The sequence below is a fragment of the Scytonema millei VB511283 genome (genome assembly GCF_000817735.3).
GTDB lineage: Bacteria > Cyanobacteriota > Cyanobacteriia > Cyanobacteriales > Chroococcidiopsidaceae > Chroococcidiopsis > Chroococcidiopsis millei_B.
Map to the genome: position 1 here is coordinate 1,482,296 of NZ_JTJC03000001.1, position 25,750 is coordinate 1,508,045.

Below are 25,750 nucleotides of genomic sequence, written 5' to 3' on the forward strand. Positions count from 1 at the left end.
CGCAAATGATTAAAAATTCTTAACATTTGTTTGTCACTTTCCACTGGTCATTTGTCATTGGTAGAACAAATGACAAATGACAAATAACTGATGACTAATGCACTACAGCATTGCCGACGAACAGAGCTTATCTTCCAGTTCTAACTCGCGATCGCTCATTGCTTGAATAGATTGCATGATAATGCTTCTTGGCTCAAAGCCGTATGCATGAAGTTTCAACCACTGCTGAGCGGTGTTACCCTCGCGCAGGATTTTTTGTACGGGAGAAAGAAAACAATTGAAGCCGTTTTGCTTGGCGATCGCCCAGACTTCTTGATAAACTTCTTCAATCCAGTCTCTTGCTAAGATTTTTCTGCCGTCTTGCCAATGAGTTAGCTCAGCGTCAAGGCTAGAACGGGCGACTGCACTCTCATTAGCAGCAGTAATTGCTAACAAATCTTCAGCGCGGGTTGTTGCTGGTAGGGTACTCATTTCTAGCGGATCGAGTTGTGGATCTGCTATGAGTTGGCACAGCCGTGCTTCTAATAAAGCAGTGATGCTTAATAAAGCAATCGGATCGGTAACGAGATCGCAGATTCTTAATTCTAAACGGTTGAGGTCGTAAGGGCGGCGATCGCCATTCGGTCTTACCGATGCCCAAAGATGGCGGACACTCTGCATTGTCCCTGCGGCTAACTGTTCCTCAACCCAGCGAATGTGATGAGCGTGGCTTTCAAACAGGGGGACGTGCGCGGGAGTTTGAGGAAAAACTGCCCAACGAGTGGAGTGATAACCAGTAGGTTCGCCGTCAATAAAAGGAGAGGAGGCGCTGAGGGCGAGGTAGAGGGGTGCTTCGACGCGGATCAGACGACACGCCCGTAAAAGTACTTCTGGATCTTCAATCCCAACATTAATATGAACGCTAGCAGTAACAACTGTAGTACCGTAGGTCTTTTCAATATATTCGTGGTATGGGTTATTCGGGTCGGAACGGTAGAAGCGATCGCTCCCCCCCAAAGATAAAGTACTACCAGGAAGAAGCGTATAGTTGCCCAAGCGTTTGAGATATTCCCGGATTTTGCGCCGAGGGCGTAGCAGTTCGCACAACTGTCTTTCGTATTGAGATGAGGGAGACGTTATGTACTCTACATTGCGGCTATCCGGCTCTTTGGCAAAATTACCATCTAAATTTGCCACGATTTTATCTGAAAGACCGACGACATCACCCGATGGTGTCCCCGTGTACATTTCAATTTCAAAGCCTTTTGATAGCAGCACTCGATCCTCCTCAGCTTGCAGTGAGTAATTCTTCCACTAACTAAGTGTATCTAGCAGCGGCAAAACTTTGCATCTGCCCGAAAGTTCAATACCTGCGTTAGTTTGCCATGACAAAGTTTCTATCCGTGGTTAGGTGCAGTTATATTTTCGATTCAACTCTGCACGAGTGCGATCGCAGTCTTTACCATCGCGATCGATTGAGTCACCTCACATTGATTCTCCTATAAAGAATCATATCGCTTTTCAGGAAATGAGCTGCGCATCGCTGTCAGCAGTTGATGAATAGTGCGGATAAATGAAGCTTGTCTGCCATTACTCCCGCTTTGCTGGCAAAAGCTCTAGTTTGCGAGTCTTCATTAGCTCGTTGGAGAACCTTATGCAAAAAACGAAACGATTTCGATGGCTACGCTATGCATTAATTGTAATTATGGTTTGCGGACTTGCTATTCTACCTCAAACAGTTTTGTCTCAAGAAAGACAAATTTTTACAGTTAATAGCATCTTAGATGAACCGGACGGGAATATAGGTGATGGGAACTGTATTTCTAATCCTTCCCGCCTCTGTACGTTACGCGCCGCAGCACAGGAAGGTCAGGCAGTCAACCGTGCCGTCACCGTACCAGCAGGTTTGTACGAACTGAGTCAGGGACACTTAGATATCACCAAAAACTTAACCCTGACTGGTGCGGGTTCTGGAAAAACAAAAATAGATGGCATGTTGAAAAGTCGCGTGTTCGATATCGCTGACACTGGCTTTGCCTACATTGGTAAAGTCACAGTACAGTGGGGTAATGCAACCCCTGGCTTTGCCAGTCACTCCCACGGTGGGGGTATTCACAACCACGGGACGCTGATTTTAGTTGATAGTACAGTCAGAGCAAGTTCTATTAACTGGAGGTATGGTAACGTTTGGGGTGGCGGTGGACTTACTAATGCAACTACGGGCAAAGCGACACTCGTGAACGTAACGATCGTGGGGAACTCTACATCTGGTGCAGGTGGGGGAATTGAAAACCTCGGCACGATGGATGTGTACAATAGCACGATCGCTAACAATCAGTCTTTCCGCTCGGCAACGAGTGGTGGTGGAATTGCCAATACTGGTACGATTCAGTTAAAGAATACGCTGGTAGCAAATAACTATGAGGGTGATAATTGCGACGGCACGATTGTCGATCTTGGTGGCAACCTGTCAAGCGATGCAACCTGTGGCTTTCCTACCAACCGAAGTAACGTTGAGATCGTACTAGGCGGACGGGACGATAATGATATGTTGCCAATCTACGCTGAGAGTCCGGCAATCGATCGCGGGATCGACGACCAATGCCAGAGTACCGATCAACGTGGTATGACTCGACCCCTAGACGGAAACAGAGATGGTGTTGCTACTTGCGATGTGGGTGCATACGAGTATCTCGCACCTCTATCAGAGGGAGTTGACACAATTACTAATTAATAGCCGTTTCAATTGAATGAAATATCTATGATGTAGGGGCGCACATCTGTGCGCCCCTACCAACTATCATGTATACAATCGAGAATTACTATCAATAGATTGGGGATTTTGAATTAAACCCAAAATCCAAACCTACAATTTATCTTCTAGAGCGTCTGCGGAGGCGATCGATTGTGACGGCAACAATAATGACTAAACCCTTGACAACTAACTGCCAGAAGAACGACATATTCAACAGAGTGAGTCCGTTATTGAGGGTGGCAATGATTAACGCACCAAGCAGAGTTCCCCAGATAGTGCCAATCCCACCAGAGAAGCTGGTTCCGCCCAAAATTACAGCCGCGATCGCATCGAGTTCGTATCCATTCCCTAGCATTCCCGTAGCACTGTAAAGACGGCTGGCGCTCATAATTCCCGCTAAGCCGGAGAGCAAGCCACTGACACCGTAAACAAATAACAGTACTCGCTTGACCTTAATTCCCGTTAGCCTTGCCGCCTGTTGATTGCCACCAACTGCATAGATCTGCATTCCCAAAATAGTGCGGCGGAGAATAAACCAGCTAGCTACCACTGTAAGTAACGCAATTACCACTAACCAAGGAACTGGTCCTAAGTAATTAATCCCGATCCAAGCAAAGTTGAGGTCGCGGTTGATCACGGTTGTACCGCTAGCAATTAAATAAGCAGCCCCTCGCAGAGCCGTGAGCGCACCTAGAGTGACAATGAAAGGTGGTAGGTCGAGAAAGGCAATTAAAGCACCGTTAATTAAGCCCAAACCCAAGCCTGCGAGTAAAGCAACGGGAACCGCCAGCCAGCCGACCCCTGGGATGAGTGATGTCAGCACGCCAACTACAGCTGTTACTCCCAGGATAGAACCAACCGAAAGATCGATTCCGCCCGTAAGGATTACAAACGTCATCCCTGTTGCTAGCACGATGTTGATCGATGCTTGTCGGAATATATTGACTATGTTGCCTGTGGTCAGAAAGTTAGGCGTGAGCAAGGCGAAGAGAATGCAAATCAGCGCCAGAATTGGGAGAATTCCTACTACCTGAAGCAGGTTACTTGCAGATTTACGCCTACCCCCCTTGGGGCGATCGCTCGATCTGCCTCGCATTGGTTTTGATTGGATTTGACTCATAATTTTTCTCCCTCAATTGCTCCGGTGGCATAAGTCATAATCTTTTCTTGCGTAATTTTCTCGCCGTTGGTGCTGTTTAGTTCGCCAACTAAACGCCCTTCTCGCATCACCAAAACGCGATCGCTCATCCCGATAATTTCGGGTAGTTCGCTGGAAACCATCAGAATTGCAACTCCTTGGGCTGCTAAGTCGCTAATAATGCGATAAATTTCGCTTTTTGCGCCAATATCTACACCCCTTGTGGGTTCGTCTAACATCAAAACTTTGGGCTTAATTGCCAACCATCTTGCTAGCAACAGTTTTTGTTGGTTGCCACCAGATAAATCTAAGGCTCTAATGCCTAGTTCTGCTAGCCGAATATTGAAGTTATCGACTGCGGCTGAGGCAATTTGGTTAATTCGTAATGGGCTGATCGTGCCTACTTTTGCTTCCCGTTTAAGTAGGTTAATTGCAATATTCTTGCGGCAGCTCATTTCCAGAAACAAACCCTGTTCTTTGCGGTCTTCTGGCACGTAACCAATACCAGCGGCGATCGCATCGCTGGGTTGATTGATGTTGAGATGTTTACCATCTAAAATCACTTCACCACTTGTCTTGGGGTCAGCACCGAAAATTAACCGACATAATTCCGTACGTCCTGCACCTACCAGCCCCGCCAAGCCGACAATTTCTCCTGCATGTAGTGTTAAATTTGCAGGCTGAATTTTGCCACCATCGCTAATGTTCTTTACCTCTAGTACGACTGAACCGATGGTTTTTCCGGGCTGTTTTTCAAACAAATCTTGCAAAGGTCTGCCTACCATCATTTGTACCAGGCGCTCGCTAGAGATCTCCTGGCGTTCTAAACTGCCTACGTACTCGCCATCTCGCAAAACGCTAATGCGATCGGCAAGCGCGTAAATTTCTTCCATGCGATGACTGATATAAATAATGGCGATGCCGTTGTCTCGCAGCTTGCGAATTAACTCAAATAGTTGTTCTGTCTCGCGGTCTGAAAGCGCTGCGGTTGGCTCATCCATAATTAGGATGCGGCTATTGTCCTTGAGCGCCCGCGCAATCTCTACTTGTTGCTGTTCGGCAATTGAGAGGCGAGACACCGTGTCTTCTGGCTGAAAACTCGCTCCCAGACTGTTAAGAACTGCTGCTGCTTCCTGATTCATCCGATCGCGATCGAGGAAATATCCTTTAGTTAACTCGCTACCCATGAAGATGTTTTCAGCTACAGTCAAGTTGGGAGCGAGATTCAGTTCTTGATAAATCAGCGCAATTCCTGCAAGTCTTGCAGCACTGGGATCGGAAATTCTCACTGGTTCGCCGTTAATGCGAATTTCACCTGCATCTGTTTCATATGCCCCAGCCAGAATTTTCATCAACGTACTTTTACCTGCGCCATTCTCGCCCATCAGAGCATGAATTTCACCAGGATATACAGTTAAGTTGACATTTTCCAAGGCAGTTACACCGTGAAATTTCTTGGTAATGCCTCGCATTTCTAACCGAGGGATGGGAGGGGATGTGGTTGTTGTCATAAGAGTAATGATGGTTGACAGTTGACAGTTGACGGTTAACTGTCAACTGTCAACTGATTACGAATTACTGCCAGCCTTTATAGTCTTTGACGTTTTCTCTGGTAATTAGCCTGACTGGAATCAAAATGTCGGGATTCTTCGGCTTCTTGCCATTGAGAATGTCGTTACCAACTCGAACGGCTGTTTGCGTCATGCCCAGCGGATCTTGAGCAGCAGTCGCAACAAAAATACTATTGGGATCTTCAATTGCTTGTTTTGCTTCCGGTGCGCCGTCTACGCCGACAATGAAAAACTCGTTGCGTCTGGCTTGCTTGGCTGCCAGTTCTGCACCAACTCCACTCGGATCGTTGATCGCAAATACGGCATCAATTTTGTTAAATGATGTCAGCAAGTCGCTCATGACTCTTAAGCCACCATCTCTGCTACCTTCGGCGTTTTGGTCTTTGGAAAGTATTTTGATGTTGGGGTATTGAGCAAAGACTTGTTCGCAACCTTTGACGCGATCGAATACAGATTGTACTGGCGGACCATTCACAATTACAACATTGCCTTTCCCTTTGAGGCGATCGGCAATATACTGACAGCTAATCTGCCCTGCTTGCAGATTATTAGAGGTGACGGTAGCATCTACGCCACCACCCGCACCTGTATCTACTGCAATTACGGTAATGCCTGCTTGTTTGGCTTTTTCCACAGCAGCAGCAATGCCCTCACTATCGCCAGCATTCAGCAGGATTAAGTCCGTGTTAGCGGCAATAAAGTTTTCGATTTGATTGAATTGCAAGTTGAGGTCGTAACCGCTAGAAACAACAGCAGTTCGTACCCCTTCTCCAGCAATTTTCTTTGCTTCAGATTCCGCACCTCGTCCCATCAAGACAAAGAAGGGATTGCTGAGATCGCCTACCGTAATTGCAAGCGATCGCAGTTTTGTGTTTGGATTTAATTGCTGTGTAGAGTTATTTTGGCTATCTGGCGAGCAAGCGACAATGGCACTGCCGATCGCGCCCAATAGACCAATGGCGATCGCGGCTTTTTTCCCTTTCATTTTTTCAACCAGCTTTTAAAAATATTCAGACCGCATCTATATTGCGAGATGCGATCGCGACTTCAAACAAATTTCTATTTTAGTTATGCAGACTTATTATTCTGATTTTTTTAGTAAGCGTTATACATCTATCTTAAAGCTTAGATCTTGAAATGGATTGAATGCGCGATCGAGTAGAAATTTGTTGAGACTGATGAGGATAAACACTATTTATTGTCAATATCTCTTAAAATCACGTAACACGGTAACAAAACTTTATTTAAAAATGTTAAAGATTAGATCGGTTCGATCTTTGCTTAGCAGTACAGCTAAATCAGGAACTAAGTAAGGAACGCGCAAGTTTTCCAAATAGCCAGTTAGTCAGTTTCGATTGTCTGTAAATAAAAATTGCTCGATATCATTTTCTAAATCTGAAATAGTCTACTCTAATGAATTCTGGTATCGATCTCACCTCTTGTCCAGAACCCAAAACTAGAGTATATCCTCGATTTGTCACCCAATAAAGCTTACCACGTTTGGGATAATCTCCCAGTAGGTATGTATCATCTATAGCGGGGTCGAAAGCATCATACTCTAACATTAACTCCTCGACAAAATCCCAAATATTGCCAATTTCTTGTACCGTAACTTTGCGGCGACTTGACCAAAAGTATGCTACTTGTTCGGCTTCGCGATCGTCTGGATAAGGATGCAAAATATATTTTTGAGTCGGCAAGTCTTGAGCATCATCCTCATCGTCTTCATACTCCTGTCCTTCAAAATGCTCGATTAATTTGCCACCTTCAAACAGGTTATAGCCAACTGTTGCACTAGTGTCGCTGACACCCAATTCTATGACTGGCTGTCCCAATCTTGCCGAAAATGCTGCTAGCTCGCTCCGTTCTGTAAGTGTTGACTCTGAAGGTGGTTTAGAAACAATCGACCAATTATGACCGACCAGTTGATAAGCAAATGCAAAAGAACCTCGCACCTCAATTTGAGTACCGAGAACATCGCAACGCGACTCTACAGCTTTTTCTGCTAAAACAGCCGAGAGCCGAGCTAAAGGCACTCTAGCTAGTACAATCCAAGAATTGCGATCGATTGATTCTATACCTCGCCTTTGCGACCACGGGCGAAGAAAATCTTCCTCGAATTGTGCCTCGAATTCGCGCTTCCATTGCTCGTCCATACTAAAGTTTTCTTGCAATTGAGATGCATATATATTGCTGCTATGAAAACTATCGTAGCTGATGTATAAACTGAGAATAAGGACAAGTTGCCAAAAGAGAATTTTCACGTTGAATCCACGTTTAAATAAGCCTTTATTTAACTTGCCATTTTTTGAACCAATAGCTCAAAAGAATTATTTCTCGTACTGCTCGTAAGCCGCAACAATTCTTTGTACTAAAGGATTGCGAACGACATCTTTTTGAGAAAACTCACAAAAAGCAATTCCTTCGAGATGTTGCAGAATCTTTAACGCCACTGTTAAACCCGATTGTTGTTGCAAAGGTAAGTCAGTTTGAGTCATGTCCCCAGTCACAACCATGCGCGAACGGAATCCCAACCGCGTCAACACCATTTTCATCTGGGCTGGTGTCGTGTTCTGCGCCTCATCTACAATTACAAAAGCATTATTCAGCGTGCGACCCCGCATATATGCTAGAGGAGCTACTTCAATGACTCCCCGTTCCATTAGGTTAGCCATTTTTTCTTGGTCGATAAACTCATACAATGCGTCGTACAGGGGACGGAGAAACGGATCGACTTTTTGTTGCAAATCCCCTGGTAAAAAGCCCAGTTTTTCCCCAGCTTCCACGGCTGGACGAGTTAAAATTAACCGTTCGTACTGATTTGCTAACAAAGCTTGGGCGGCAATTACCACTGCTAAATAAGTCTTACCAGTACCAGCAGGACCAGAGCAAAATGTCAAGTCATGGCTGCGAATGTATTGAATATACTGACGCTGGCGAAAAGTTTTTGCCCTGACTTCATCGCCGCGACGGGTACGAGCGAGAACATCTCGCTGTAATTCTTGCAGTTCGCCTTGGCGATGGGTATCTAATGCTTGACGCGCCGTCAGGATATCTGCATTTGAGATACTCTTACCCTGACTCCAAAGGTCTTCGAGCGATCGCACTAACTGCTGACTCAGCTCAATTTGTTTTTCCGTGCCGTAAATATATAACTCTTGCCCGCGCAACACAACTGTAGCACCTGTGAGTCGCGCCAGGGTTTTCAAATTTTCTTCATTTTCTCCAGCTAAAGCGATCGCGCCAGCTTGAGTTGGTAGCGCGATCGTTAAAGGCTCTGCCATACCAGTTTTCTATTTGTCATTGGTCGTACCCTATGGGAAGGGCTTCGCCCTACGCCATCAGTCATTTGTTCTTTCTAGCTTACTAGTTACAAACGAGCGGTAACCATCAACCAACGACTAATGAGAACGAGGTTTTTGCACGGGTTTGGGACTCTCACCTCGCTGTTCCCTCAATTTTGGCGCAGATGAACGGTCTGATGAACGTCCGGTTTCTTCCCCACTCGTCGCACCATTAAAAGCTTGGCTACCGTAAATATCCAGATATACTGAATGCCCTGACATAGCAGCAGCAGCAGTAATAACCGTGCGAATATTTTGAATATTGCGTCCGCCGCGACCAAAAACTCGCCCCTTGTCTTCACCTTCAAAGGCGACTCTAAGCCAAACCTTCGCCGTACTGGGGAAGAACTCGCAATCCACGCTTAGTGAGTTGGGAGACTCCAAAAACGGCTGAATCAGAAATTGCGCTAGTTTAGCGTAATCTGGTTGTCGATCTGAACTTATAGTGCGATCGCCCTTATGAGTTGGTTGATTGGCTGGCTGCGGTATTGAGCTGTTCAAAGACATTAGCTTTTTGTAAAATGTGACGCACGGTATCAGTAGGTTGAGCACCTTGTTGGAGCCGCCTTACGATTCCTGGCACATCTAGTTTAGTTTCGTCAGTTCTGGGGTTGTAGAATCCCAGCTCTTCCAAAGCACGACCTTCGCGCCGAGCGCTGCTTTTTATCGCCACAATGCGGTAACTTGCTTCCCGTTTTTTACCGTATCGCTTCAATCGCAGTTTGATCATACTGGGGTTAACTTCTCCTGTAGGCGGCTAATAGATTGTATTCACTGAATAGATCATCATATCACAGTTGACAGTGACTAGTGGCTGGTGGCTGGTGACTAGATTCTTCAAGCCACTAGCCACCAGCCACTCACAGAGTTCCAAATCCTTTTTTCTTCTTTTCTTTCTTCTTTTTCTTAGCAGGTGCGCCGCCAGCGTAGCCCCGCCAACCAGGGGGAGTAGGACGACTACCAGCAGCATAGGGATCGCCCATACCGCCGCCACCACCGAACAGATTAGGCATACCTGGGAAGCCCCCGCCTTGACCCATCTGCTGCATCATGGCTCGCATTCTCTGAAAGTCGCTCACCAGTTTGCTCACGTCGCTTTCTTTATAACCAGAACCTCTAGCAATCCGGCGGCGACGGCTGGGGGAACTAGATAATAGATCGGGGTCTTTACGTTCCTGCTTTGTCATGGAATTGATCATCGCTTCGCAGCGCTTGAGCTGGGTTTCACCCTGCTTCAGCTGGTCGTCCGACATCTTATTCATGCCAGGAATTAGCTTCATGATGCCACCTAAAGAACCCATGTTCTTCAGCAGCCGCATTTGCTTCAGAAAGTCGGTGAAGTCAAATTTTGCCGAGAGAATTTTCTCTTGCATTTTCTCAGCATCGGCAAGGTCAAATTCTTCTTGGGCTTTTTCTACGAGCGTCAGCACGTCGCCCATACCTAAAATGCGCGATGCCATGCGATCGGGGTAAAAGGGTTGTAGTGCTTCTACTTTTTCCCCGACACCGACGAACTTAATCGGCTGTCCCGAGATTCGTCGTACTGAAAGCGCTGCTCCACCTCGGCTGTCACCGTCCAGCTTGGTAAGAATTGCCCCAGTAATACCGACTTGTTCGTGGAAAGTGCGGGTGAGATTGGCTGCTTCTTGACCCGTCATCGCATCCACTACCAACAGCGTTTCGTGGGGTTGCACGGCTTCTTTAACACGAATCAACTCCGCCATCATGTCTTGGTCAATTTGTAGGCGACCAGCGGTATCGATAATAACTGTATCTACCCCTTGTGCTTTGGCTTGTTCGACACCTTGTCGCGCAATCTCTACGGGGTCGGCATTACTACCCATTTCAAACACGGGTACGTCAATTTGCTTACCTAGCGTCACCAACTGATCGATCGCCGCAGGGCGATACACGTCTGTCGCTACCATCAAGCAACTCCGGTCTTGCTTGCGTAGATGTAATGCTAATTTAGCCGTAGCGGTAGTTTTTCCCGTCCCTTGCAAACCTGCCATCAAAACAACGGTAGGGGCTGTGTTTGCCTGTGCTAGGGGAACGTTGGTTTCCCCCATCACTTCTACCAGTTCGTCATAAACAACTTTGATGAACTGCTGGTCGGGTCTAACCCCAGAAAGTACCTCGGCTCCTTGTGCCTTGGTTTCTACTTCAGCAATAAAATCTTTGACTACCTGCAAATTGACATCCGCCTCCAATAAGGCACGGCGTACTTCCCGCAATGCCTCTTGAATATTGGCATGGGAAATCTTATCTTGTCCCCGCAGCTTTTTCCAGGCAGATTCTAGGCGATCGGCAAGTGCATCAAACATATTTCATCAAGTAAAACGGCGATCGGATTTTGGGAAAGCAAATTTTGCCCACTATTCCCATTATGAGGGATAAGAGGTAAGGGATAGGGGTAAGGGATGAAAGGTTGACAGTTAATGGTTGGTAGTTGGTAGTTGGTAGATGCTCCCTCCACTCCCTCAGCTTCCTGAGCCGCTCTTATTCCTCACTCCTCGCTCCTCGCTCCTCATGACTCGCTTTTCTGAGAATTATGTTAATAAATATTAAAAATAGCTATTTTGTATTTTTAGATACAGAATTGCTTGCTATAGTAAAAAAGTGAAAGTAAACAGAAAAATATAAAGAGGAATCAATTATGTCTACTCAAGAACAAGCTCGGGCGTTGATGATGCGTCACCACCACGTAGTCAAAAACCGTCAGCAATCGATGTTGAACCGTGCAGCAGCTGAAATTGGTTTTGAAGGTACGACAGAATATTGGAATCATATTCAAGGCAAACCTCACCCCACCTTCTCGGCTAACTACGATCGCAGTGGTTCTTCTATGAGCTAGATGGCGATTTTGATGTGAAGAAAGTTTGCTAAAGTTTGTTAAATAACGTAAAGCTCCCCTCAAAATTGCGATCGCAGTTTTGAGGGGAGCTAAAATTTTGCAGTGGAGTACAGATACTGAGAATAACTATACAGAGAATTGCTCAGTCAAGATTGAGTAGTAGACCCGCTGCCGATACTAAATATTCTAGTAACGAACAAGGTTTTACTTCTCCAAAGCGCTAAAGTCACTATAAAATTACTTCTCACGATAGATGATAGAGTTTTCGTAATTAACATATTTTAACAATTGCCCGCAAAAAGATAGTTGGTTGGCATGTTATCTCGCTGAAAAACGACAGGAGCCAAAAGCAAAACCAACTCGTGCATAGATGCGCTCGCAATTTGAAAAATATAGAACTCCGTAAACCTTATGGAAGCACTTCCCACGGTTAAAGCTACTCCTGCTCAACACGAACTGACCGATCCAAAAGTAGAAATAGATACTTTAATTACAGCACCACAACAAGAAACTGAGATCGATCTAGAGTTTCTTTACACCAGGGATATCGAATTTCGTCAAGAAACAATTTACTTTGTGGTAGTCGATCGCTTTTATGATGGCGATCCAAATAATAGCGAAGGCCCCAACCCAGAACTATACGATCCCAATGCTCAAGAATGGGGGAAGTATTGGGGTGGTGACTTACAAGGAATTATTGATAAGCTCGATTATCTTAAAGATATGGGAGTGACAGCAATTTGGCTGACTCCTTTATTCGAGCAAATTGAAGATTTATTTATCGAAAGTGCGGCAATTCACGGTTACTGGACGAAAGACTTCAAACGCTTGAATCCGCGATTCATCGGTCAAGATGAAAACCCATCTCTAAACGAAACTCAAGAGATAAGAAATACAACATTCGATCGCTTGATTGACGAGTTGCACAAGCGCAAAATGAAGTTAATTCTCGATATTGTCTGCAACCACAGTAGCCCTGACATTAGCGGAGTCAAGGGAGAATTATATGATGATGGCGTAAAAATTGCTGACTTTAACGATGATAAAGATCATTGGTATCACCATTACGGTGAAGTGTCAAATTGGGAAGATGAATGGCAAGTACAGAACTGCGAACTTTCCGGTTTAGCCACATTTAACGAGAACAACAACGACTATCGTAATTACATCAAATTGGCAATTAAGCAGTGGCTAGATCGAGGCGTAGATGCCTTGCGAGTAGATACAGTCAAGCATATGCCAATTTGGTTTTGGCAAGAGTTTATCGCCGATATTCAAGCCCATAGACCAGATGTGTTTGTCTTTGGTGAATGGATTTTCAGCCATCCACTCGACGATCGCTCGGTAGAGTTTGCCAACTGTTCGGGTATGTCCATGCTCGATTTTGGTCTATGTGTAGCAATTCGAGGCGCTTTGGCACAAGGCGCTGAGGGTGGATTTCAACTAATCCAAGATGTGTTCGATCTCGATTACCGCTATAACGGGGCAACAGAGTTAGTCACGTTCATTGACAACCACGATATGCCGCGTTTTCAGTCGCTTAATGCCGACCCTGAAATGCTACGAGTGGCGATCGCTCTAATCATGACATCTCGTGGTATCCCTTGCATCTACTACGGTACAGAACAGTATCTTCACGACGATACAAACGGCGGAAACGATCCCTACAACCGACCGATGATGACAAGTTGGGACAACGATACTGAAATCTACCGTCATATTCGCTTGCTTTCTGGCTTGCGACGACTCAACCCAGCCGTATCGGTTGGTAGCCATCAGCAGCGATATATTACCCCAGATGTCTACTGCTATGTCAGAAGATATGGTGAGTGTAGCTGCTTTGTTGCCATGACTCGGGGTGAAGCCGTCACGATTGATACGGTCATGACAGACTTACCAGATGGCGAGCATACATGCGTGTTAACGCGGCGCAAATTTACAGTGGAGAACGGCGAGATCCGCAATTTAGAACTGGGATCGAGAGATGTCATTGTTCTCAGCCATATTGGGGAAAGGGCAAAAGCTAAAACTTTAGTTAGAGTGCAATTGAATGGGGTCAACACTCAACTCGGTGAGAGAATTGTGGTGATGGGCGATTGTCCAGAACTAGGAAACTGGGATATTGGCAAGGCTTACCCCCTAGAGTACATCAATGCCAATACTTGGTTTGCTGAAATTCCCTTCGAGGAGAGTGCTGGTAAGCTAATTACTTACAAATATGCCATCTTGCGAGAAGGGCGATCGCCATTGCGAGAAAATATCGTGGCGCGGCGCTGGGTTGTCGCCAGCGAAGGGACGGTTAAGTGGCGAGATCTCTGGGCATCTGGGAGAGAATCGTAGAAAAGTCAAAAGTCAAAAGTTATGCATTTGTAGGAGCGGGTTTACCAGACATAATTTGCTAGAGTCTTAGTTATGCGCTCGACCCGCCCGTACATAGTCAAAAATCAAAATAGTCACCAAGCTTCGCGATCGCTCTCAGCCTAGTAACAGCACAATGGCGAACGGTTTCTCGCCTATTACCCATTACCAACAATCAACTTTCCCTTCCTAATTCAGGAAATTGCGAAGACTAGAGTTCGGTTTTACGCCTGTCGCTAGTGCCAAAATCTCGATACTCTCTTATTGAGTAGTCAAAGTGGAACTATCTAGGAAAGCGGAACGGAACGGAGAGTTGCTAGCTGTGAGAGGGGGCGATCGCTGGTGCAAATGTGGACTTTACCAACTATAAGGGAAATTATTACCAAGAGCAGAGCGGATGAGATTGGCTGCTACACTCCAGAGTTGGAAACAGAAGCCATTCGCCATACCAGTGCTGCATCTAAACGGCTCAAAGTCGTGAAAGAGTGGAGCGGAGCGATCGCCGCACTCGAACAGCTATTGTTAGATAGTCTTGGTTCCCCATTGTCAAACTCTTTAGGATTTAAAGGCGATCGAGGCATCGTTTTAGCTGGTCCAGCACCAATTTTGAGTCAAAAGGAGTTGCTGGCTAACTTTCAAACTGGAGTGTTTACCGCAGAGTGGCTGAAGTTATCTGGAGGAAGACCGTTTCAACTCCCGCCAGCTGCAACCAAGTCTGATGTAACCAAGTCTCAAGCAAAATCCGATCCTTTACCTGTAGCAGTGGAAATCGATCCACCTGGTAGTACGACTATACCCTTGCTACCGGGAGATCCGCTAGCAAAGGAACAGTTTTGCTTGGTTTTGACAGATAGTTTTAGCTTAGTGATGGTTGCTGGGGTAGATGGCAATAACGACCCAGTATTTATGTTTGCGTTTGAACCGGAGATAGTTGCGCAGGCATGGCAGACGCTGCGGGCGCGAGTTGCTCTGACTAGCCCCCGATACCTACTACTGCAACTCGATGCGATCGCCCATAAATACGCTCCCGTTGCCCCAGATTACCGGGTCGTGGCTCAATTTAGCCGTTTGTTGCTCAAGTATTTGCCAGAACCAGAAGAAGGACCAGGGGATAAGAAGACAAGGGAGACCTGGGAGACCAGGAGGACAAGGAGACCAGGAGACCAGGGGATAAGAGGAGAGGATATCGATTTCCCGACTCCCGACTCCCGACTCCCGACTCCCCATTCCCGTCCCGATTTAGAACTACTGCAAGCATTTGCCCACGAAGTTCGCACGCCTTTGACGACAATTCGCACGCTGATTCGCCTGTTATTGAAGCGACGAGACTTGTCTAGCGATGTGCAAAAACGCTTAGAGGCGATCGAACACGAGTGTCGAGAACAAATCGATCGCATGGAGTTGATGTTTCAAGCGGCGGAACTGGAAACATCTGCTTCAGATAGCAACAATCATAATTATTTGATTGCCACATCTTTAGAACAGTTATTGCAGCAAAGTATTCCCCGCTGGCAAAACAGTGCGAAACGCCGCAACATGACTTTAGATGTGATTTTGCCGCAGCAAATGCCAACAGTGATCAGCCATCCTAGTATGCTCGATCGGGTACTGACAGGATTAATCGAGAATTTTACTCGCAGCCTGCCCGCTGGCAGTCAAATTCAGGTGCAGGTCATTCCCGCTGGCGATCAACTCAAGCTACAGTTATTTTCGCAACTTCCAGGAGAAGACGACGAAGCGACACAAAGTTTTTCTGTCACGTCGATTGGCAAATCTCTCGGTCAGTTACTGACATTTCAACCCGAAACAGGCTGTATTAGTCTCAATCTCAATGCTACTAAGCACCTATTTCAATCGATTGGTGGCAAATTGATCGTGCGTCAGAAACCACAACAAGGAGAAGTATTGACAGTGTTTCTTCCTTTATTTGGGAGTGGAGAGTTGTAGGCAAAAAATAATGCTGAGCCATTTGCCACCACACTTTACTTAGTTGGGGCAATAGGTAACAAAACATTGAAAATAGAACCCTCGCCAACTTTACTTTTGACGGAAATGGAACCGCCACAGCGTAGTAAAAGTTGTTGGACGATCGTTAAACCAAGTCCCGCGCCGCCTAAATCTTCGCTAGAAACAGAACGCACCCGATAAAAGCGATCGAAAATTTTGGGGATCTCGTTGGGCGAAATGCCAATTCCAGTATCGCGGAATTCTAGTTGCACGTATTCGCCTTGAGTACAAGCTTTAACCCAAACTTGCCCGCCTGTAGGAGTAAATTTAATGCTGTTATGTAACAAATTAATAGCAATTTGCCGCAACCAATTGTTAGAGCAGAAAATAGAAGGCAAATCGGGAGAAACGGTGTAGGCAAGCATAATGCCTTTTTCTTGAGCTAGAGGTTGATAGGTACTAACTACTCCTGGAATAATTTCACTCAGTTTCAATGGTTGTAAAACTGTTTGCTCCGCCGTTTTGTCTAATTGGACTAATTCTAATAAACCATTAATTAAAGAGTTTTGGCGATCGCACTCGCTACTCAGAATCTGCAAATAGCGCTGTTTTTGCGGTGGTTTGAGGTGAGGAGAATTTAACAGACTTAAAGCCGTTTTCATATGTGTCAGCGGAGTGCGGAGTTCTTCGCACATCCGACCGAACGATTCATCTTTACGACTTAAGGTACTTGCTAAGGCTTGATTTTGCCGTTTCAAACCGCCAGTGAGTTCGTCAAACGTACTGCGGCGAGTCGCATCTTGTTGCTGAACTTGTTTGGCAAATAATCGCTCTAATAGTACTGGATCGGGTGCAGACGGACAAGCAAATAGCGTCTCCCAATTGTTCATCACCTCTGGGGCGATCGCGGGCTGTTTGTGCTGCGCTAGCTTCCAACGCACGCTTTGAGCCACGACATGACCAATTCCCTTGAGTACCTCTTGCAAAACTCGTCCCTCAAACGAGCAAAGACTCAGCAAGGGTAAAAATTTCTTTTGGCGATCGTTTTCCTTCGTTTTTCCCTTTTTTCGTTTCAGCCGCGATCGATGTGCCAGCACCATACAGCAGAATTGAGGTGAATGGACAATGAGAAAATAATCCCGCCGCAGATGGCTATTTGGTAATAATTGAACCGGAACCAATGGGAAACCAGACAATTGAGCGATCGCAGTTTCCTGTCCGTAGCAAACATAGGTTTTGTCAGAGACTCTCACCTGCTCGTGATAGCGCTGAATCGAAGCATACCAAACTTTCCCTAATGGTAACTTCAGCCACAGTGTCGCTGAGATTTGCTTTTCTACCAGTAATTCCATCACCGATTCTACCAAGGAAAGCAAGGTTGCCGGACTTACCAACATCGGCGACGGTGGTTGTTCTATACTCAGAGCCAGTCGATAAAGAGAGATATCCATTACTAGGAATTATGGGTTAGAAGGAGGATAAAGAAGACAAGGGAGCCAAGGAGGACAAGGGAGCAATTCCAGCCACCAGCCACTAACCACTAGCCACTCACTCCACTCCTGACTCCCGACTCCCAACTCCCGACTCCCGAATTCTTAGTGCATTTCTCGCCTGTTCGCGATCGTCAAAGTGGATTTTTTCTGTACCGAGAATTTGGTAATCTTCGTGACCTTTACCAGCAATGAGTACGCCATCGCCGGATTGGGCTTGTTGAATTGCCGTTTGAATTGCTGTAGCGCGATCGCCAATGACAAATGGCTCTATTGTGTTAGGAATGCCTGCGAGAATATCTTGGAGAATCCTTTCTGGGTCTTCGGTGCGGGGATTATCAGAAGTGACGTAAACGACATCTGCTAGATCGGCGGCGATTTTACCCATTTTCGGACGCTTGGTGCGATCGCGATCGCCGCCACAGCCAAACACGCAAATCATCTTACCTGGAATAAACGGTCGGGCTGCTTTCAACAAGTTTTCTAAACTATCAGGTGTATGAGCATAATCGACGATCGCGCTGATATCCTGACGGGGACTCACTTGCACCCGCTCCATTCTGCCAGGGACTCCGGCAAATTGCGGCAATACGTTAGCGATGAGTTGTAAATCTACGCCCAGGTGTAAAGCGGCTGCTACTGCTGCGAGTAAATTGGCGAGATTATACTGACCTACGAGCGGCGATCGAAATTCTACTTCTCCTACGGGTGTGTGTAATTTACCGCTTACTCCCGTTGGTTCGTAATCCAGATCGCTCAAATAGAAGTCAGCTGATATTCCAGTTTGGACGCTATAACTCCACACCCGTTCCGGTGGTAGTTGTTGAATTAATCTTTGTCCGTAGGGATCGTCTGTATTAATAACTGCTCGTCCTTCGAGATAATCGGGACTGAATAGCAAGGCTTTTGCGGCAAAATAGTCTTCCATATCGCGGTGGAAGTCTAGGTGATCTTGAGTGAGATTGGTAAACACCCCCACTTCAAACGGACACCCTAAAACTCGTCCTTGTGCTAAAGCATGAGAACTGACTTCCATTACCGCTACTTGAGTTCCCGCTTGCACGGCGTTAGCTAATTGTTTTTGCAGTTCTACAGCAAATGGTGTGGTATGAGCTGCTGTTTGCTCGAAACCCGCCCAACGAGAATAAAGAGTTCCAAATAAAGCTGTAGATAACTTTGCTTGTTGGAGGAAAAATTCGATTAAATGAGTCGTAGTTGTTTTACCATTCGTTCCCGTCACCCCCACCAATTTCATCCGTGTAGCCGGATAACCATAAAAAGCAGCCGCCACCCCAGCGCAAGCTCGAACCATATCTGTAGCAGAAATAATGCAAGGCTCTCCCTCAGCTCTCTTTTGGGCTACCTGAGAAGAGACTAAAGCCGCGATCGCCCCACTCGCGATCGCGCTTTGCCAAAACTCTCCTCCATCCACCCGCGTTCCTGGCATTCCAATAAATAAATCTCCCGCTTGACAAGCATGAGAATTTGTCGTTAAACCTTTCACCTCCAGATCTAAAGCTGGATGCTGGGGTAGTTGCTCGATACTGTCAACTTTTGCTAACAATTCACCTAACTTCATAGTTTTGTCATTGGTCATTGGTCATTGGTCATTGGTCAAAAGTGAGCGGCTAGTGGCTAGTGGCTAGTCACTAGTCACCAGCCACTAGCCACTGATAACTGACAACTGTTAACTGATAACTGTTAACTAGCTAGCTTAATCCCAGCTTTCAATTGCACCTATTCTGCTTCATGATGATTTACATATTTCTGAAGCATCTGTTGAATTTGACTGACTGTAGCGCGAGGAGAGGGACGAGGGAGAAGGAGCGATCGCCCATCGTCGCTATGCAGAAATAAAACAGGTACTTCGTATTGATATGCTTGCCACCAATCTTCCTGTAGCGTGATGTCGCGGACTTCCAGCGATAGCTCTTGGTGTGTAGATAAAATTTGTGCTAGCTTTTCCTGCAAGCCTTCACACAAATGACATTCAGGTTTGCTATAGAGAATCAAATGCATAAACTTAAGTTGTAAGTCGTAAGTCGAGCAAGAGAGCGCTCCCGAGCGCTCGGGAGCAATTCTAGTCACTAGTCACCAGCCACTAGTCACTGATAACTGATAACTGATTTCCGTTATTGTTGAATATGCAGAACTATTCACATCATTGCGCAGATGACTGTTTCAACATCTTCTATCCAAACACCCAATTTCGATCTAGATGAGCTAAATCGCAAATATGAGACAGCTCATCCTAGCAAAATTCTTGCCTGGTGTGTCGAGAACATTTCTACAGGATTAGTACAAACCAGCGCTTTCAACGTAGACGATATCGTCATCACCGATATTCTCTACCGCGAACTCAAGCACCGCACCCCAGTTATGTTTCTCGACACTTTACACCACTTTCCTCAGACTTTAGAGCTTGTCTCCAAAGTTAAAGACTTGTACGACTTGGATCTGCAAGTTTATAAAATCCCAGACGTGGATACTCGGGCTGCTTTTGCTGCCAAATATGGCGAAGCTCTATGGGATAGCGACATTAAGCAATTTCACCACTTGACCAAAATCGAACCGCTGCAACGAGGACTAGCCGAACTCAACGCTGTAGCTTGGATTACCGGACGGCGACGCGATCAGGCGCGTACCCGTTCTGACATGCCCGTTTTTGAACTTGACAGTCAACAGCGCCTCAAAGTTAATCCCATTGCTAGTTGGACGCGCAAAGAAACTTGGGCGTATGTCTTTGAGCATAACGTCATTTACAATCCGCTCCACGACCAAGGCTATCCCAGTATTGGCGACGAACCAATTACTACGCCTGTAGCCGAAGGCGAAGACGAACGCGCCGGACGCTGGCGGGGTTCTGACAAGACTGAATGTGGAATTCATATTTGAAGGAGACATATGATTAAAATCCTCCACCTCTCAGACATCCACATGGGAAGCAGCTTTTCCCACGGTCGGCTCAATCCTGAAACTGGGTTGAATACACGCTTAGAAGATTTTGTCAAGACTCTATCGCGCTGTATCGATCGCGCCTTAGAAGAACCAGTGGATTTGGTGCTGTTTGGTGGGGATGCTTTTCCCGATGCCACGCCACCCCCATATATTCAAGAAAAATTTGCCAGTCAATTTCGTCGCTTGGTTGATGCTCGGGTTCCCACCGTATTATTGGTAGGCAACCACGACCAGCATTCCCAAGGGCAAGGGGGGGCGAGTTTGTGCATTTATCGAACCTTGGGCGTACCAGGGTTTATGGTGGGCGATCGCTTGATGACCCATCACATTCAAACAAACAATGGTACAGTTCAAGTCATCACTCTCCCCTGGCTGACTCGTTCCACCCTCCTGACTCGTCCAGAAACAGAAGGTTTATCCCTCGCTGATGTCAACCAGTTATTAATCGATCGCTTGCGTGCTGCCTTAGAAGGAGAAATTCGTCGGCTCGACCCCAAGATTCCGACCGTACTTCTGGGTCATTTGATGATCGATAATGCTTCCTATGGTGCAGAACGCTTCTTAGCTGTAGGGAAAGGTTTTACTATTCCCCTGTCTCTACTAACTCGTCCCGAGTTTGATTACGTTGCTCTCGGACACGTCCACCGCCATCAAAACCTCAACCCATCTAACGAACCGCCAATTATCTATCCTGGTAGTATCGAGCGAGTCGATTTTAGCGAAGAAAAAGAAGACAAAGGCTATGTGATGATAGAACTACAGCGGAGTAGTACCAAATGGGAGTTCTGCCCGCTACCAGTTCGTCCTTTTTGTACCATTAACGTCGATGTCGCCAATGCAGCCGATCCGCAAGCAGCTTTAATCAAAGCGATCGCGAAAAAGAATATTACCGATGCAGTCGTCAGATTAATTTATAAACTCCGCTCCGATCAAATCGATTTAATTGACAATGCAGCACTTCATCAAGTTCTAAGTTCTGCTCACAGTTATACAATTCAACCAGAGCTGATCAGTCAGCTAGCACGACCGCGTTTACCGCAATTAGACGCGAGTAGCAGTATCGATCCCCTCGATGCCTTAAAAACTTATCTAGATAATCGCGAGGACTTGAAAGATATTACCGCTCAAATGATGGTAGCTGCCCAACAATTATTAGCAGCCGATACAGAAACTTGGTTAGAATCTGCCCCAGAAACTAGAACCGATGCAAGTAACACTGACGGACAGTTACGGTTACTGTGAAATCAGTTATCAGTTATCAGTGGCTAGTGGCTGGTGACCAGTGACTAGTCACTAGCCACTAGCCACTCACTTTTGACCAATCACTAATGACAACTGCTATTGCAATACTTCCCTGAGCAATTCACGATGCATGTAGGCTCTGTCTACTAAAGACTGAATTTGGTCTGGGCTTAAGGGGTCGCCGTTGGCATAATGTTCGATCCAAGTTTGGCTGATAATATTGGGGTCGTCGGGAATTTGAGCCACATCCCAACCAGGGATAGAAAGTTCTGCCATCAGACGATCGACTTTTGGATCGTAGCTGATGGCAAAACAGCGGCAACCTTCCGCAGCTGCCATAATTAGGCTGTGAAAGCGCATTCCAATTGCCATTTCTACGCCGCGAAATACGCCTTTTAAACTTTTCGGATCTTCGAGGTAGAGGATTTGATTTGCTCCAGGTAATTGCGGCTGAATCGCTTGAGCAATCGCTAAGTCTTGCGATAACTGAAATGGAACTAATAAAATGCAGGTGTCTGTTGCCCGTTGAAAGTCAACTAAAGCGCGAGTCAAATTCGCAAGGCGATTGGGAGTTAATTGTGGGTGCGATCGCAAAGTCACGGCAACTCTCGGCGCTGGTAAATCCCACAGCCCAGGAGTATTTCCGGCTTCTAACGCCCATACCGGATCGGGTGCTTGCAGGTGGGGAATCTGCCAATTGGTCAGCAAACTTGCCGAACCGCGATCGCGGACGCTCACCCCCGTACATCCAGCAAATGTCTGTTTTGTCAACCAACGGGTAAGCGGACTTTTTAAAGGACCAATTCCCTGCGCCCAAGCCATCGTTTTCAACCCTAACTTTTGCGCCATAGTCATTAATCCACCGTAGTAAAAGGGGCTAATAGCACTAGTAGAATCTTGCATGATGCTGCCCCCACCCCAAATGAAAGCATCAGACTGCTGCAAGGTTTGCCACACAGGAGAAAAAGCCATGCGATCGCAAGCTTCTACTTGATAGCGCTCCTGCGTCTGCGCTGGATTACCAGACAGAATAATAGGCGTGGCATTTTTGGGTAGCATTTGCAACAGTGTTGCCAGCAACGCCTCATCACCGCCATTACCTTTACCGTAATAACCGCACAAAACCACCCGGATTTGCCTCACATCGTCACCCCGCAATCTTGACTTAATCCAAACTTGATAAAAACTTTATAATATATTGGCTGTATGTTGGCAGTTAACAGTTATCAGTTATCAGTGGAGAGTGACTAGTGGCTGGTGGTTAGTGACTAGAATGACTCCTTTGTCCCCCTTCTCCCCCTAATCCCCACTCCCTTCGGTCGCGGGAACCCCGAGTTCCCCCTTGTCCCCTCGCTCCTCACTCCTCGCTCCTCACCCCTCATCATGCACGTACTCTCAATTCCTACCTGGATTATTCACGTCTCTAGTGTCATTGAATGGGCGATCGCCATTTGGTTAATTTGGAGTTATGGCGAGGCTGTGGGCAATCGCGCTTGGTATGCGTTTTCTCTGGCAATGCTACCAGCTTTAATTAGTGCCATGTGTGCCTGTACTTGGCATTTCTTCGACAATGCCCAATCTTTAGAGTGGTTGGTGACGCTTCAAGCTAGCATGACTTTAATAGGAAACTTCACGTTATTAGCTGCTGGTTGGTTGCTGTGGCGTTCGACGCGCTCGCCAGTAACGCGATCGCACAGCAAGATTTCTTCTAAGTAGAAGGATAAAATTAAACGTACAATACATTTGCTTTCTGCCTTCTGCCTTCTGTCTATCTCTAATGATTTCAAAAGAAACTCTTTTCGCACTCTCTCTGTTTCCCTATCTAGGCTTTCTCTGGTTCGCAACTCGCTCTCAACAACTGCCGCGCCTAGCATTATTTGGCTTCTACGGTACTTTGGTATTTGTCGCCGTCACTATCCCCGCCGGAATTTACGCCCAAGTTCATTACGGCGAATCTCTCGCCAATGTTGACTGGTTGCATGGTAGCGCTGAAGTGTTTTTAACTCTCTCTAACATTTTGATTGTTTTGGGTTTTCGACAAGCTTTGAAGCAGGGAGTCGGGAGTCGGGAGTCGGGAGTCGGGGAAGAGAGCTGAGGGAGCATTCAAAATTCGATCGTGTACCACTCTCTACTGATAACTGTTAACTGATAACTGACAACTGATAACTGACTTATGGATCTTTTTCCTGCCATAGATTTACTTGAAGGACGCTGCGTGCGACTGTATCAGGGAGACTACGATCGCTCCCAGGTTTTTCACGATAATCCTGCTGATGTTGCGCAACAATGGGCTAGTCAAGGTGCTACGTGGCTGCATGTCGTCGATTTAGATGGTGCAAAAGCAGGTAAACCCGCTAACTTGGAGGCGATCGCGGCTATTGTAGAGGCAGTGTCAGTACCAATTCAAGTTGGTGGTGGGTTGCGCGATCGCGCTAGCGTTGCCCAGCTCTTAGAATTAGGCGTACAGCGAGCTATTTTGGGTACTGTGGCTGTAGAACAACCCCAGTTAGTAGCAAATCTGTGTCAAGAATTTCCAGGGCGAATTGTTGTTGGTATTGATGCGCGTAATGGTAAGGTAGCTACACGCGGCTGGTTGGAAACTTCGGAAGTCTTAGCCACAGATTTAGCCCAGCGAATGCAACAACTGGGTGCGGCAGCAATTATTTACACTGATATTCATCGCGATGGAACTCTTGCTGGACCCAACTTGGATGCACTACGAGAGTTAGCTACAAGTTTATCTATTCCCGTCATCGCTTCTGGTGGTGTAAGTTCTATTACGGATTTACTCAGCCTTCTAGCTTTAGAACCCCTCGGCGTTACGGGTGCGATCGTCGGTCGCGCCTTGTATACTGGCGATATTTCCCTCAAACAAGCTATACAAGCAGTCGGACAAGGACGCTGGCAAGATATCCCTCCAGATTTAGGATCGTCGGCTTTTGCCTAATTGCTTGATTTGAAAGTGAGGAGTGAAGAGTGGCTGGTGGCTAGTGGCTAGCTACTCACAAATGACCAATGACCAATGACCAATGACTTCCTACAACGTCAATTCCCACGTCTGCCCAACTAGATCTTGACCAAAGCTATGATGGGGTTCTTGGTGTACTAAGCGATATCCTGCTGCTTCGTAGATGCGACGGGCAGCAGATAATATGCTATTCGTCCATAACTCAATTTTTTCATATCCCGCTTGTCTGGCAAAGCGATCGCATTCTTTCACTAGCCGCGTTCCAATTCCTAAACCTCTAGCTTTGGGTTCGACTAGCAGCAAGCGCAATTTGGCAACTGTGTCTGATTTTTTGACTAAAAAGACAGAACCGACTATTTCGTCGTCCTTTTCCGCCATCCAGCACCGTTCTTTCTTCGGATCGTAGTTTTGAATAAACTCCGCCACAATCCTCGCCACTAGTGCTTCAAACTGTTCGTTCCAACCATATTCCCGAGCGTACAATACACCGTGGCGATGAACGATCCAGCCCATGTCTCCTGGTTGGTGAGAACGCAGTAAGTAAGGAGTTTTGCTGTTGGATGCCGTACCTAATAATTCCTCAATCGTTTGCATTGCTTCAACCAAGCGGCTTTGATTTGCAACAGACATTTGACTCAACATCTCGCCAATTTTATGCTGCGATCGCTCGTTCAGTTGGGCAAAAGCTTGCTGTCCCTCTTCTGTGAGCGAGATCGAGTTTTGTCTACCATCAGTTTCAGATGGTTGGCGATCGATTAATCCTTGCTGTGTAAAGCCACGCAAGATTCGACTTAAATAACCCGCATCTAACCCTAACTCTTTAGTGAGTTCGCTAGCTGTGGTGCGATCGCGGTGCGCTAGTTCGTAGAGAATCCGCGCTTCTGCTAGGGAAAACGGGCTACTTAACAATCCTTCTTGTAAAACACCAATCTGTCGGGTGTAGAAGCGATTGAAGCGTCGTACAGTCTCTATACGTCGAACTTGCTCTGTCTGGGCTACCATGACAACTTTTAGCTCTATACTACTATTTGCTTGACTTTAGCAAATATTTAATTGCTTTTGTCAACTAAATAAGCTTGATATAGCAATCCTGCGTGATTTGTTAATATCAAGTCCATATTGTTGACAGTTAACCGTTAACAGTTG

At 46.3% G+C, this 25,750-nt stretch carries 24 protein-coding genes; 9 read left to right on the top strand and 15 right to left on the bottom strand.

What is annotated here, in order from left to right:
* Window positions 1-102: 102 nt before the first annotated feature.
* The gene (gene gshA, locus QH73_RS06590; RefSeq protein ID WP_132866699.1) at window positions 103-1,257 is read right to left on the bottom strand and encodes a glutamate--cysteine ligase; all 1,155 of its coding nucleotides are present in this window, start codon (window positions 1,255-1,257) and stop codon (window positions 103-105) included.
* A gap of 376 nt (window positions 1,258-1,633) precedes the next feature.
* On the opposite strand from gshA, the gene QH73_RS06595 reads away from it, so the two are divergent.
* Window positions 1,634-2,713 carry a choice-of-anchor Q domain-containing protein gene (locus QH73_RS06595; protein ID WP_039715693.1) on the top strand — a complete coding sequence of 360 codons (1,080 nt, stop codon included), beginning with the start codon at window positions 1,634-1,636 and terminating at the stop codon, window positions 2,711-2,713.
* 139 nt (window positions 2,714-2,852) lie between these two features.
* Here QH73_RS06595 and QH73_RS06600 read toward each other — a convergent pair whose 3' ends face one another.
* The 9 genes from QH73_RS06600 to QH73_RS06640 form a co-directional block, all read right to left on the bottom strand.
* Window positions 2,853-3,854 (bottom strand): ABC transporter permease subunit, encoded by a 1,002-nt coding sequence (locus QH73_RS06600; protein ID WP_039715694.1) that lies wholly within the window; start codon window positions 3,852-3,854, stop codon window positions 2,853-2,855.
* Window positions 3,851-5,383, bottom strand: coding sequence for a sugar ABC transporter ATP-binding protein (locus QH73_RS06605; RefSeq protein ID WP_052290059.1), 1,533 nt, complete (start codon window positions 5,381-5,383; stop codon window positions 3,851-3,853). Before QH73_RS06605 ends, QH73_RS06600 begins: the two co-directional genes overlap by 4 nt.
* 64 nt (window positions 5,384-5,447) lie before the next feature.
* Window positions 5,448-6,428, bottom strand: a complete 981-nt coding sequence (locus QH73_RS06610; RefSeq protein ID WP_039715696.1) for an ABC transporter substrate-binding protein — start codon at window positions 6,426-6,428, stop codon at window positions 5,448-5,450.
* A gap of 397 nt (window positions 6,429-6,825) precedes the next feature.
* On the bottom strand, window positions 6,826-7,707 hold the full coding sequence (locus QH73_RS06615; protein ID WP_132866701.1) for a hypothetical protein: 882 nt from the start codon (window positions 7,705-7,707) through the stop codon (window positions 6,826-6,828).
* Between the two features lie 66 nt (window positions 7,708-7,773).
* On the bottom strand, window positions 7,774-8,727 hold the full coding sequence (locus QH73_RS06620; protein WP_039715698.1) for a PhoH family protein: 954 nt from the start codon (window positions 8,725-8,727) through the stop codon (window positions 7,774-7,776).
* A gap of 117 nt (window positions 8,728-8,844) precedes the next feature.
* Window positions 8,845-9,294 (bottom strand): KH domain-containing protein, encoded by a 450-nt coding sequence (locus tag QH73_RS06625; protein ID WP_132866703.1) that lies wholly within the window; start codon window positions 9,292-9,294, stop codon window positions 8,845-8,847.
* Window positions 9,245-9,517 carry a 30S ribosomal protein S16 gene (gene rpsP, locus QH73_RS06630; RefSeq protein ID WP_015153916.1) on the bottom strand — a complete coding sequence of 91 codons (273 nt, stop codon included), beginning with the start codon at window positions 9,515-9,517 and terminating at the stop codon, window positions 9,245-9,247. Before rpsP ends, QH73_RS06625 begins: the two co-directional genes overlap by 50 nt.
* Before the next feature lie 130 nt (window positions 9,518-9,647).
* Window positions 9,648-11,111 (bottom strand): signal recognition particle protein, encoded by a 1,464-nt coding sequence (ffh, locus tag QH73_RS06635; protein ID WP_039715700.1) that lies wholly within the window; start codon window positions 11,109-11,111, stop codon window positions 9,648-9,650.
* Window positions 11,084-11,263, bottom strand: a complete 180-nt coding sequence (locus QH73_RS06640) for a hypothetical protein (RefSeq protein WP_132866705.1) — start codon at window positions 11,261-11,263, stop codon at window positions 11,084-11,086. The genes ffh and QH73_RS06640 overlap by 28 nt, the downstream gene beginning before the upstream one ends.
* Before the next feature lie 180 nt (window positions 11,264-11,443).
* Here QH73_RS06640 and gifA point away from each other — a divergent pair, with 180 nt between their 5' ends.
* The 3 genes from gifA (at window position 11,444) to QH73_RS06655 (ending at window position 15,946) form a co-directional block, all read left to right on the top strand.
* Window positions 11,444-11,641, top strand: coding sequence for a glutamine synthetase inactivation factor IF7A (gene gifA / locus QH73_RS06645; RefSeq protein WP_015153918.1), 198 nt, complete (start codon window positions 11,444-11,446; stop codon window positions 11,639-11,641).
* Window positions 11,642-12,052: 411 nt separating this feature from the next.
* Window positions 12,053-13,981: an alpha-amylase family glycosyl hydrolase gene (locus QH73_RS06650; RefSeq protein WP_039715701.1), complete on the top strand. Its 1,929-nt coding sequence runs from the start codon at window positions 12,053-12,055 to the stop codon at window positions 13,979-13,981.
* A 360-nt stretch (window positions 13,982-14,341) separates the two neighbouring features.
* Complete coding sequence (locus tag QH73_RS06655; protein WP_445263845.1) at window positions 14,342-15,946, top strand: sensor histidine kinase; 1,605 nt, start codon at window positions 14,342-14,344, stop codon at window positions 15,944-15,946.
* Between the two features lie 35 nt (window positions 15,947-15,981).
* Here QH73_RS06655 and QH73_RS06660 read toward each other — a convergent pair whose 3' ends face one another.
* The 3 genes from QH73_RS06660 to QH73_RS06670 all read right to left on the bottom strand — a co-directional run bounded on the left by QH73_RS06660 (window position 15,982) and on the right by QH73_RS06670 (window position 19,455).
* Window positions 15,982-17,397: a DICT sensory domain-containing protein gene (locus QH73_RS06660; protein WP_039715703.1), complete on the bottom strand. Its 1,416-nt coding sequence runs from the start codon at window positions 17,395-17,397 to the stop codon at window positions 15,982-15,984.
* A gap of 97 nt (window positions 17,398-17,494) precedes the next feature.
* Window positions 17,495-19,015: a UDP-N-acetylmuramoyl-L-alanyl-D-glutamate--2,6-diaminopimelate ligase gene (locus QH73_RS06665; RefSeq protein WP_039717482.1), complete on the bottom strand. Its 1,521-nt coding sequence runs from the start codon at window positions 19,013-19,015 to the stop codon at window positions 17,495-17,497.
* A gap of 158 nt (window positions 19,016-19,173) precedes the next feature.
* On the bottom strand, window positions 19,174-19,455 hold the full coding sequence (locus QH73_RS06670; RefSeq protein ID WP_039715704.1) for a glutaredoxin family protein: 282 nt from the start codon (window positions 19,453-19,455) through the stop codon (window positions 19,174-19,176).
* 153 nt (window positions 19,456-19,608) lie between these two features.
* Here QH73_RS06670 and cysH point away from each other — a divergent pair, with 153 nt between their 5' ends.
* Window positions 19,609-20,331, top strand: coding sequence for a phosphoadenosine phosphosulfate reductase (gene cysH, locus QH73_RS06675; RefSeq protein WP_039715705.1), 723 nt, complete (start codon window positions 19,609-19,611; stop codon window positions 20,329-20,331).
* Between the two features lie 9 nt (window positions 20,332-20,340).
* Entirely contained in the window at window positions 20,341-21,636 is a 1,296-nt protein-coding gene (sbcD, locus tag QH73_RS06680) for an exonuclease subunit SbcD (protein ID WP_132866707.1), read from the top strand.
* A gap of 96 nt (window positions 21,637-21,732) precedes the next feature.
* Here the strand turns inward: sbcD and csaB are convergent, their stop codons facing one another.
* A complete protein-coding gene (gene csaB / locus QH73_RS06685; RefSeq protein WP_039717483.1) occupies window positions 21,733-22,770 on the bottom strand; it encodes a polysaccharide pyruvyl transferase CsaB in 1,038 nt (345 codons plus the stop codon).
* A 249-nt stretch (window positions 22,771-23,019) separates the two neighbouring features.
* On the opposite strand from csaB, the gene QH73_RS06690 reads away from it, so the two are divergent.
* From QH73_RS06690 to hisA, 3 genes are all read left to right on the top strand, one after another.
* Complete coding sequence (locus QH73_RS06690; RefSeq protein ID WP_039715707.1) at window positions 23,020-23,352, top strand: DUF2499 domain-containing protein; 333 nt, start codon at window positions 23,020-23,022, stop codon at window positions 23,350-23,352.
* 61 nt (window positions 23,353-23,413) lie between these two features.
* Entirely contained in the window at window positions 23,414-23,731 is a 318-nt protein-coding gene (locus tag QH73_RS06695; RefSeq protein WP_201277964.1) for a DUF3593 domain-containing protein, read from the top strand.
* Between the two features lie 78 nt (window positions 23,732-23,809).
* Complete coding sequence (hisA, locus tag QH73_RS06700) at window positions 23,810-24,583, top strand: 1-(5-phosphoribosyl)-5-[(5-phosphoribosylamino)methylideneamino]imidazole-4-carboxamide isomerase (RefSeq protein ID WP_039715708.1); 774 nt, start codon at window positions 23,810-23,812, stop codon at window positions 24,581-24,583.
* A 90-nt stretch (window positions 24,584-24,673) separates the two neighbouring features.
* Here the strand turns inward: hisA and QH73_RS06705 are convergent, their stop codons facing one another.
* A complete protein-coding gene (locus tag QH73_RS06705; protein ID WP_039715709.1) occupies window positions 24,674-25,606 on the bottom strand; it encodes a bifunctional helix-turn-helix transcriptional regulator/GNAT family N-acetyltransferase in 933 nt (310 codons plus the stop codon).
* Window positions 25,607-25,750: the final 144 nt, after the last annotated feature.

Bases quoted from the DNA above. Each gene is read 5' to 3' on its own strand.
- gifA (WP_015153918.1), top strand. From the start codon at position 11,444: ATGTCTACTCAAGAACAAGCTCGGGCGTTGATGATGCGTCACCACCAC.
- QH73_RS06660 (WP_039715703.1), bottom strand. From the start codon at position 17,397: ATGGATATCTCTCTTTATCGACTGGCTCTGAGTATAGAACAACCACCG.
- QH73_RS06665 (WP_039717482.1), bottom strand. From the start codon at position 19,015: ATGAAGTTAGGTGAATTGTTAGCAAAAGTTGACAGTATCGAGCAACTA.
- hisA (WP_039715708.1), top strand. From the start codon at position 23,810: ATGGATCTTTTTCCTGCCATAGATTTACTTGAAGGACGCTGCGTGCGA.
- cysH (WP_039715705.1), top strand. From the start codon at position 19,609: ATGACTGTTTCAACATCTTCTATCCAAACACCCAATTTCGATCTAGAT.
- QH73_RS06705 (WP_039715709.1), bottom strand. From the start codon at position 25,606: ATGGTAGCCCAGACAGAGCAAGTTCGACGTATAGAGACTGTACGACGC.
- QH73_RS06690 (WP_039715707.1), top strand. From the start codon at position 23,020: ATGCACGTACTCTCAATTCCTACCTGGATTATTCACGTCTCTAGTGTC.
- QH73_RS06670 (WP_039715704.1), bottom strand. From the start codon at position 19,455: ATGCATTTGATTCTCTATAGCAAACCTGAATGTCATTTGTGTGAAGGC.
- sbcD (WP_132866707.1), top strand. From the start codon at position 20,341: ATGATTAAAATCCTCCACCTCTCAGACATCCACATGGGAAGCAGCTTT.
- QH73_RS06625 (WP_132866703.1), bottom strand. From the start codon at position 9,294: ATGTCTTTGAACAGCTCAATACCGCAGCCAGCCAATCAACCAACTCAT.
- QH73_RS06620 (WP_039715698.1), bottom strand. From the start codon at position 8,727: ATGGCAGAGCCTTTAACGATCGCGCTACCAACTCAAGCTGGCGCGATC.
- rpsP (WP_015153916.1), bottom strand. From the start codon at position 9,517: ATGATCAAACTGCGATTGAAGCGATACGGTAAAAAACGGGAAGCAAGT.
- QH73_RS06605 (WP_052290059.1), bottom strand. From the start codon at position 5,383: ATGACAACAACCACATCCCCTCCCATCCCTCGGTTAGAAATGCGAGGC.
- QH73_RS06650 (WP_039715701.1), top strand. From the start codon at position 12,053: ATGGAAGCACTTCCCACGGTTAAAGCTACTCCTGCTCAACACGAACTG.
- QH73_RS06695 (WP_201277964.1), top strand. From the start codon at position 23,414: ATGATTTCAAAAGAAACTCTTTTCGCACTCTCTCTGTTTCCCTATCTA.
- ffh (WP_039715700.1), bottom strand. From the start codon at position 11,111: ATGTTTGATGCACTTGCCGATCGCCTAGAATCTGCCTGGAAAAAGCTG.
- QH73_RS06610 (WP_039715696.1), bottom strand. From the start codon at position 6,428: ATGAAAGGGAAAAAAGCCGCGATCGCCATTGGTCTATTGGGCGCGATC.
- QH73_RS06600 (WP_039715694.1), bottom strand. From the start codon at position 3,854: ATGAGTCAAATCCAATCAAAACCAATGCGAGGCAGATCGAGCGATCGC.
- QH73_RS06595 (WP_039715693.1), top strand. From the start codon at position 1,634: ATGCAAAAAACGAAACGATTTCGATGGCTACGCTATGCATTAATTGTA.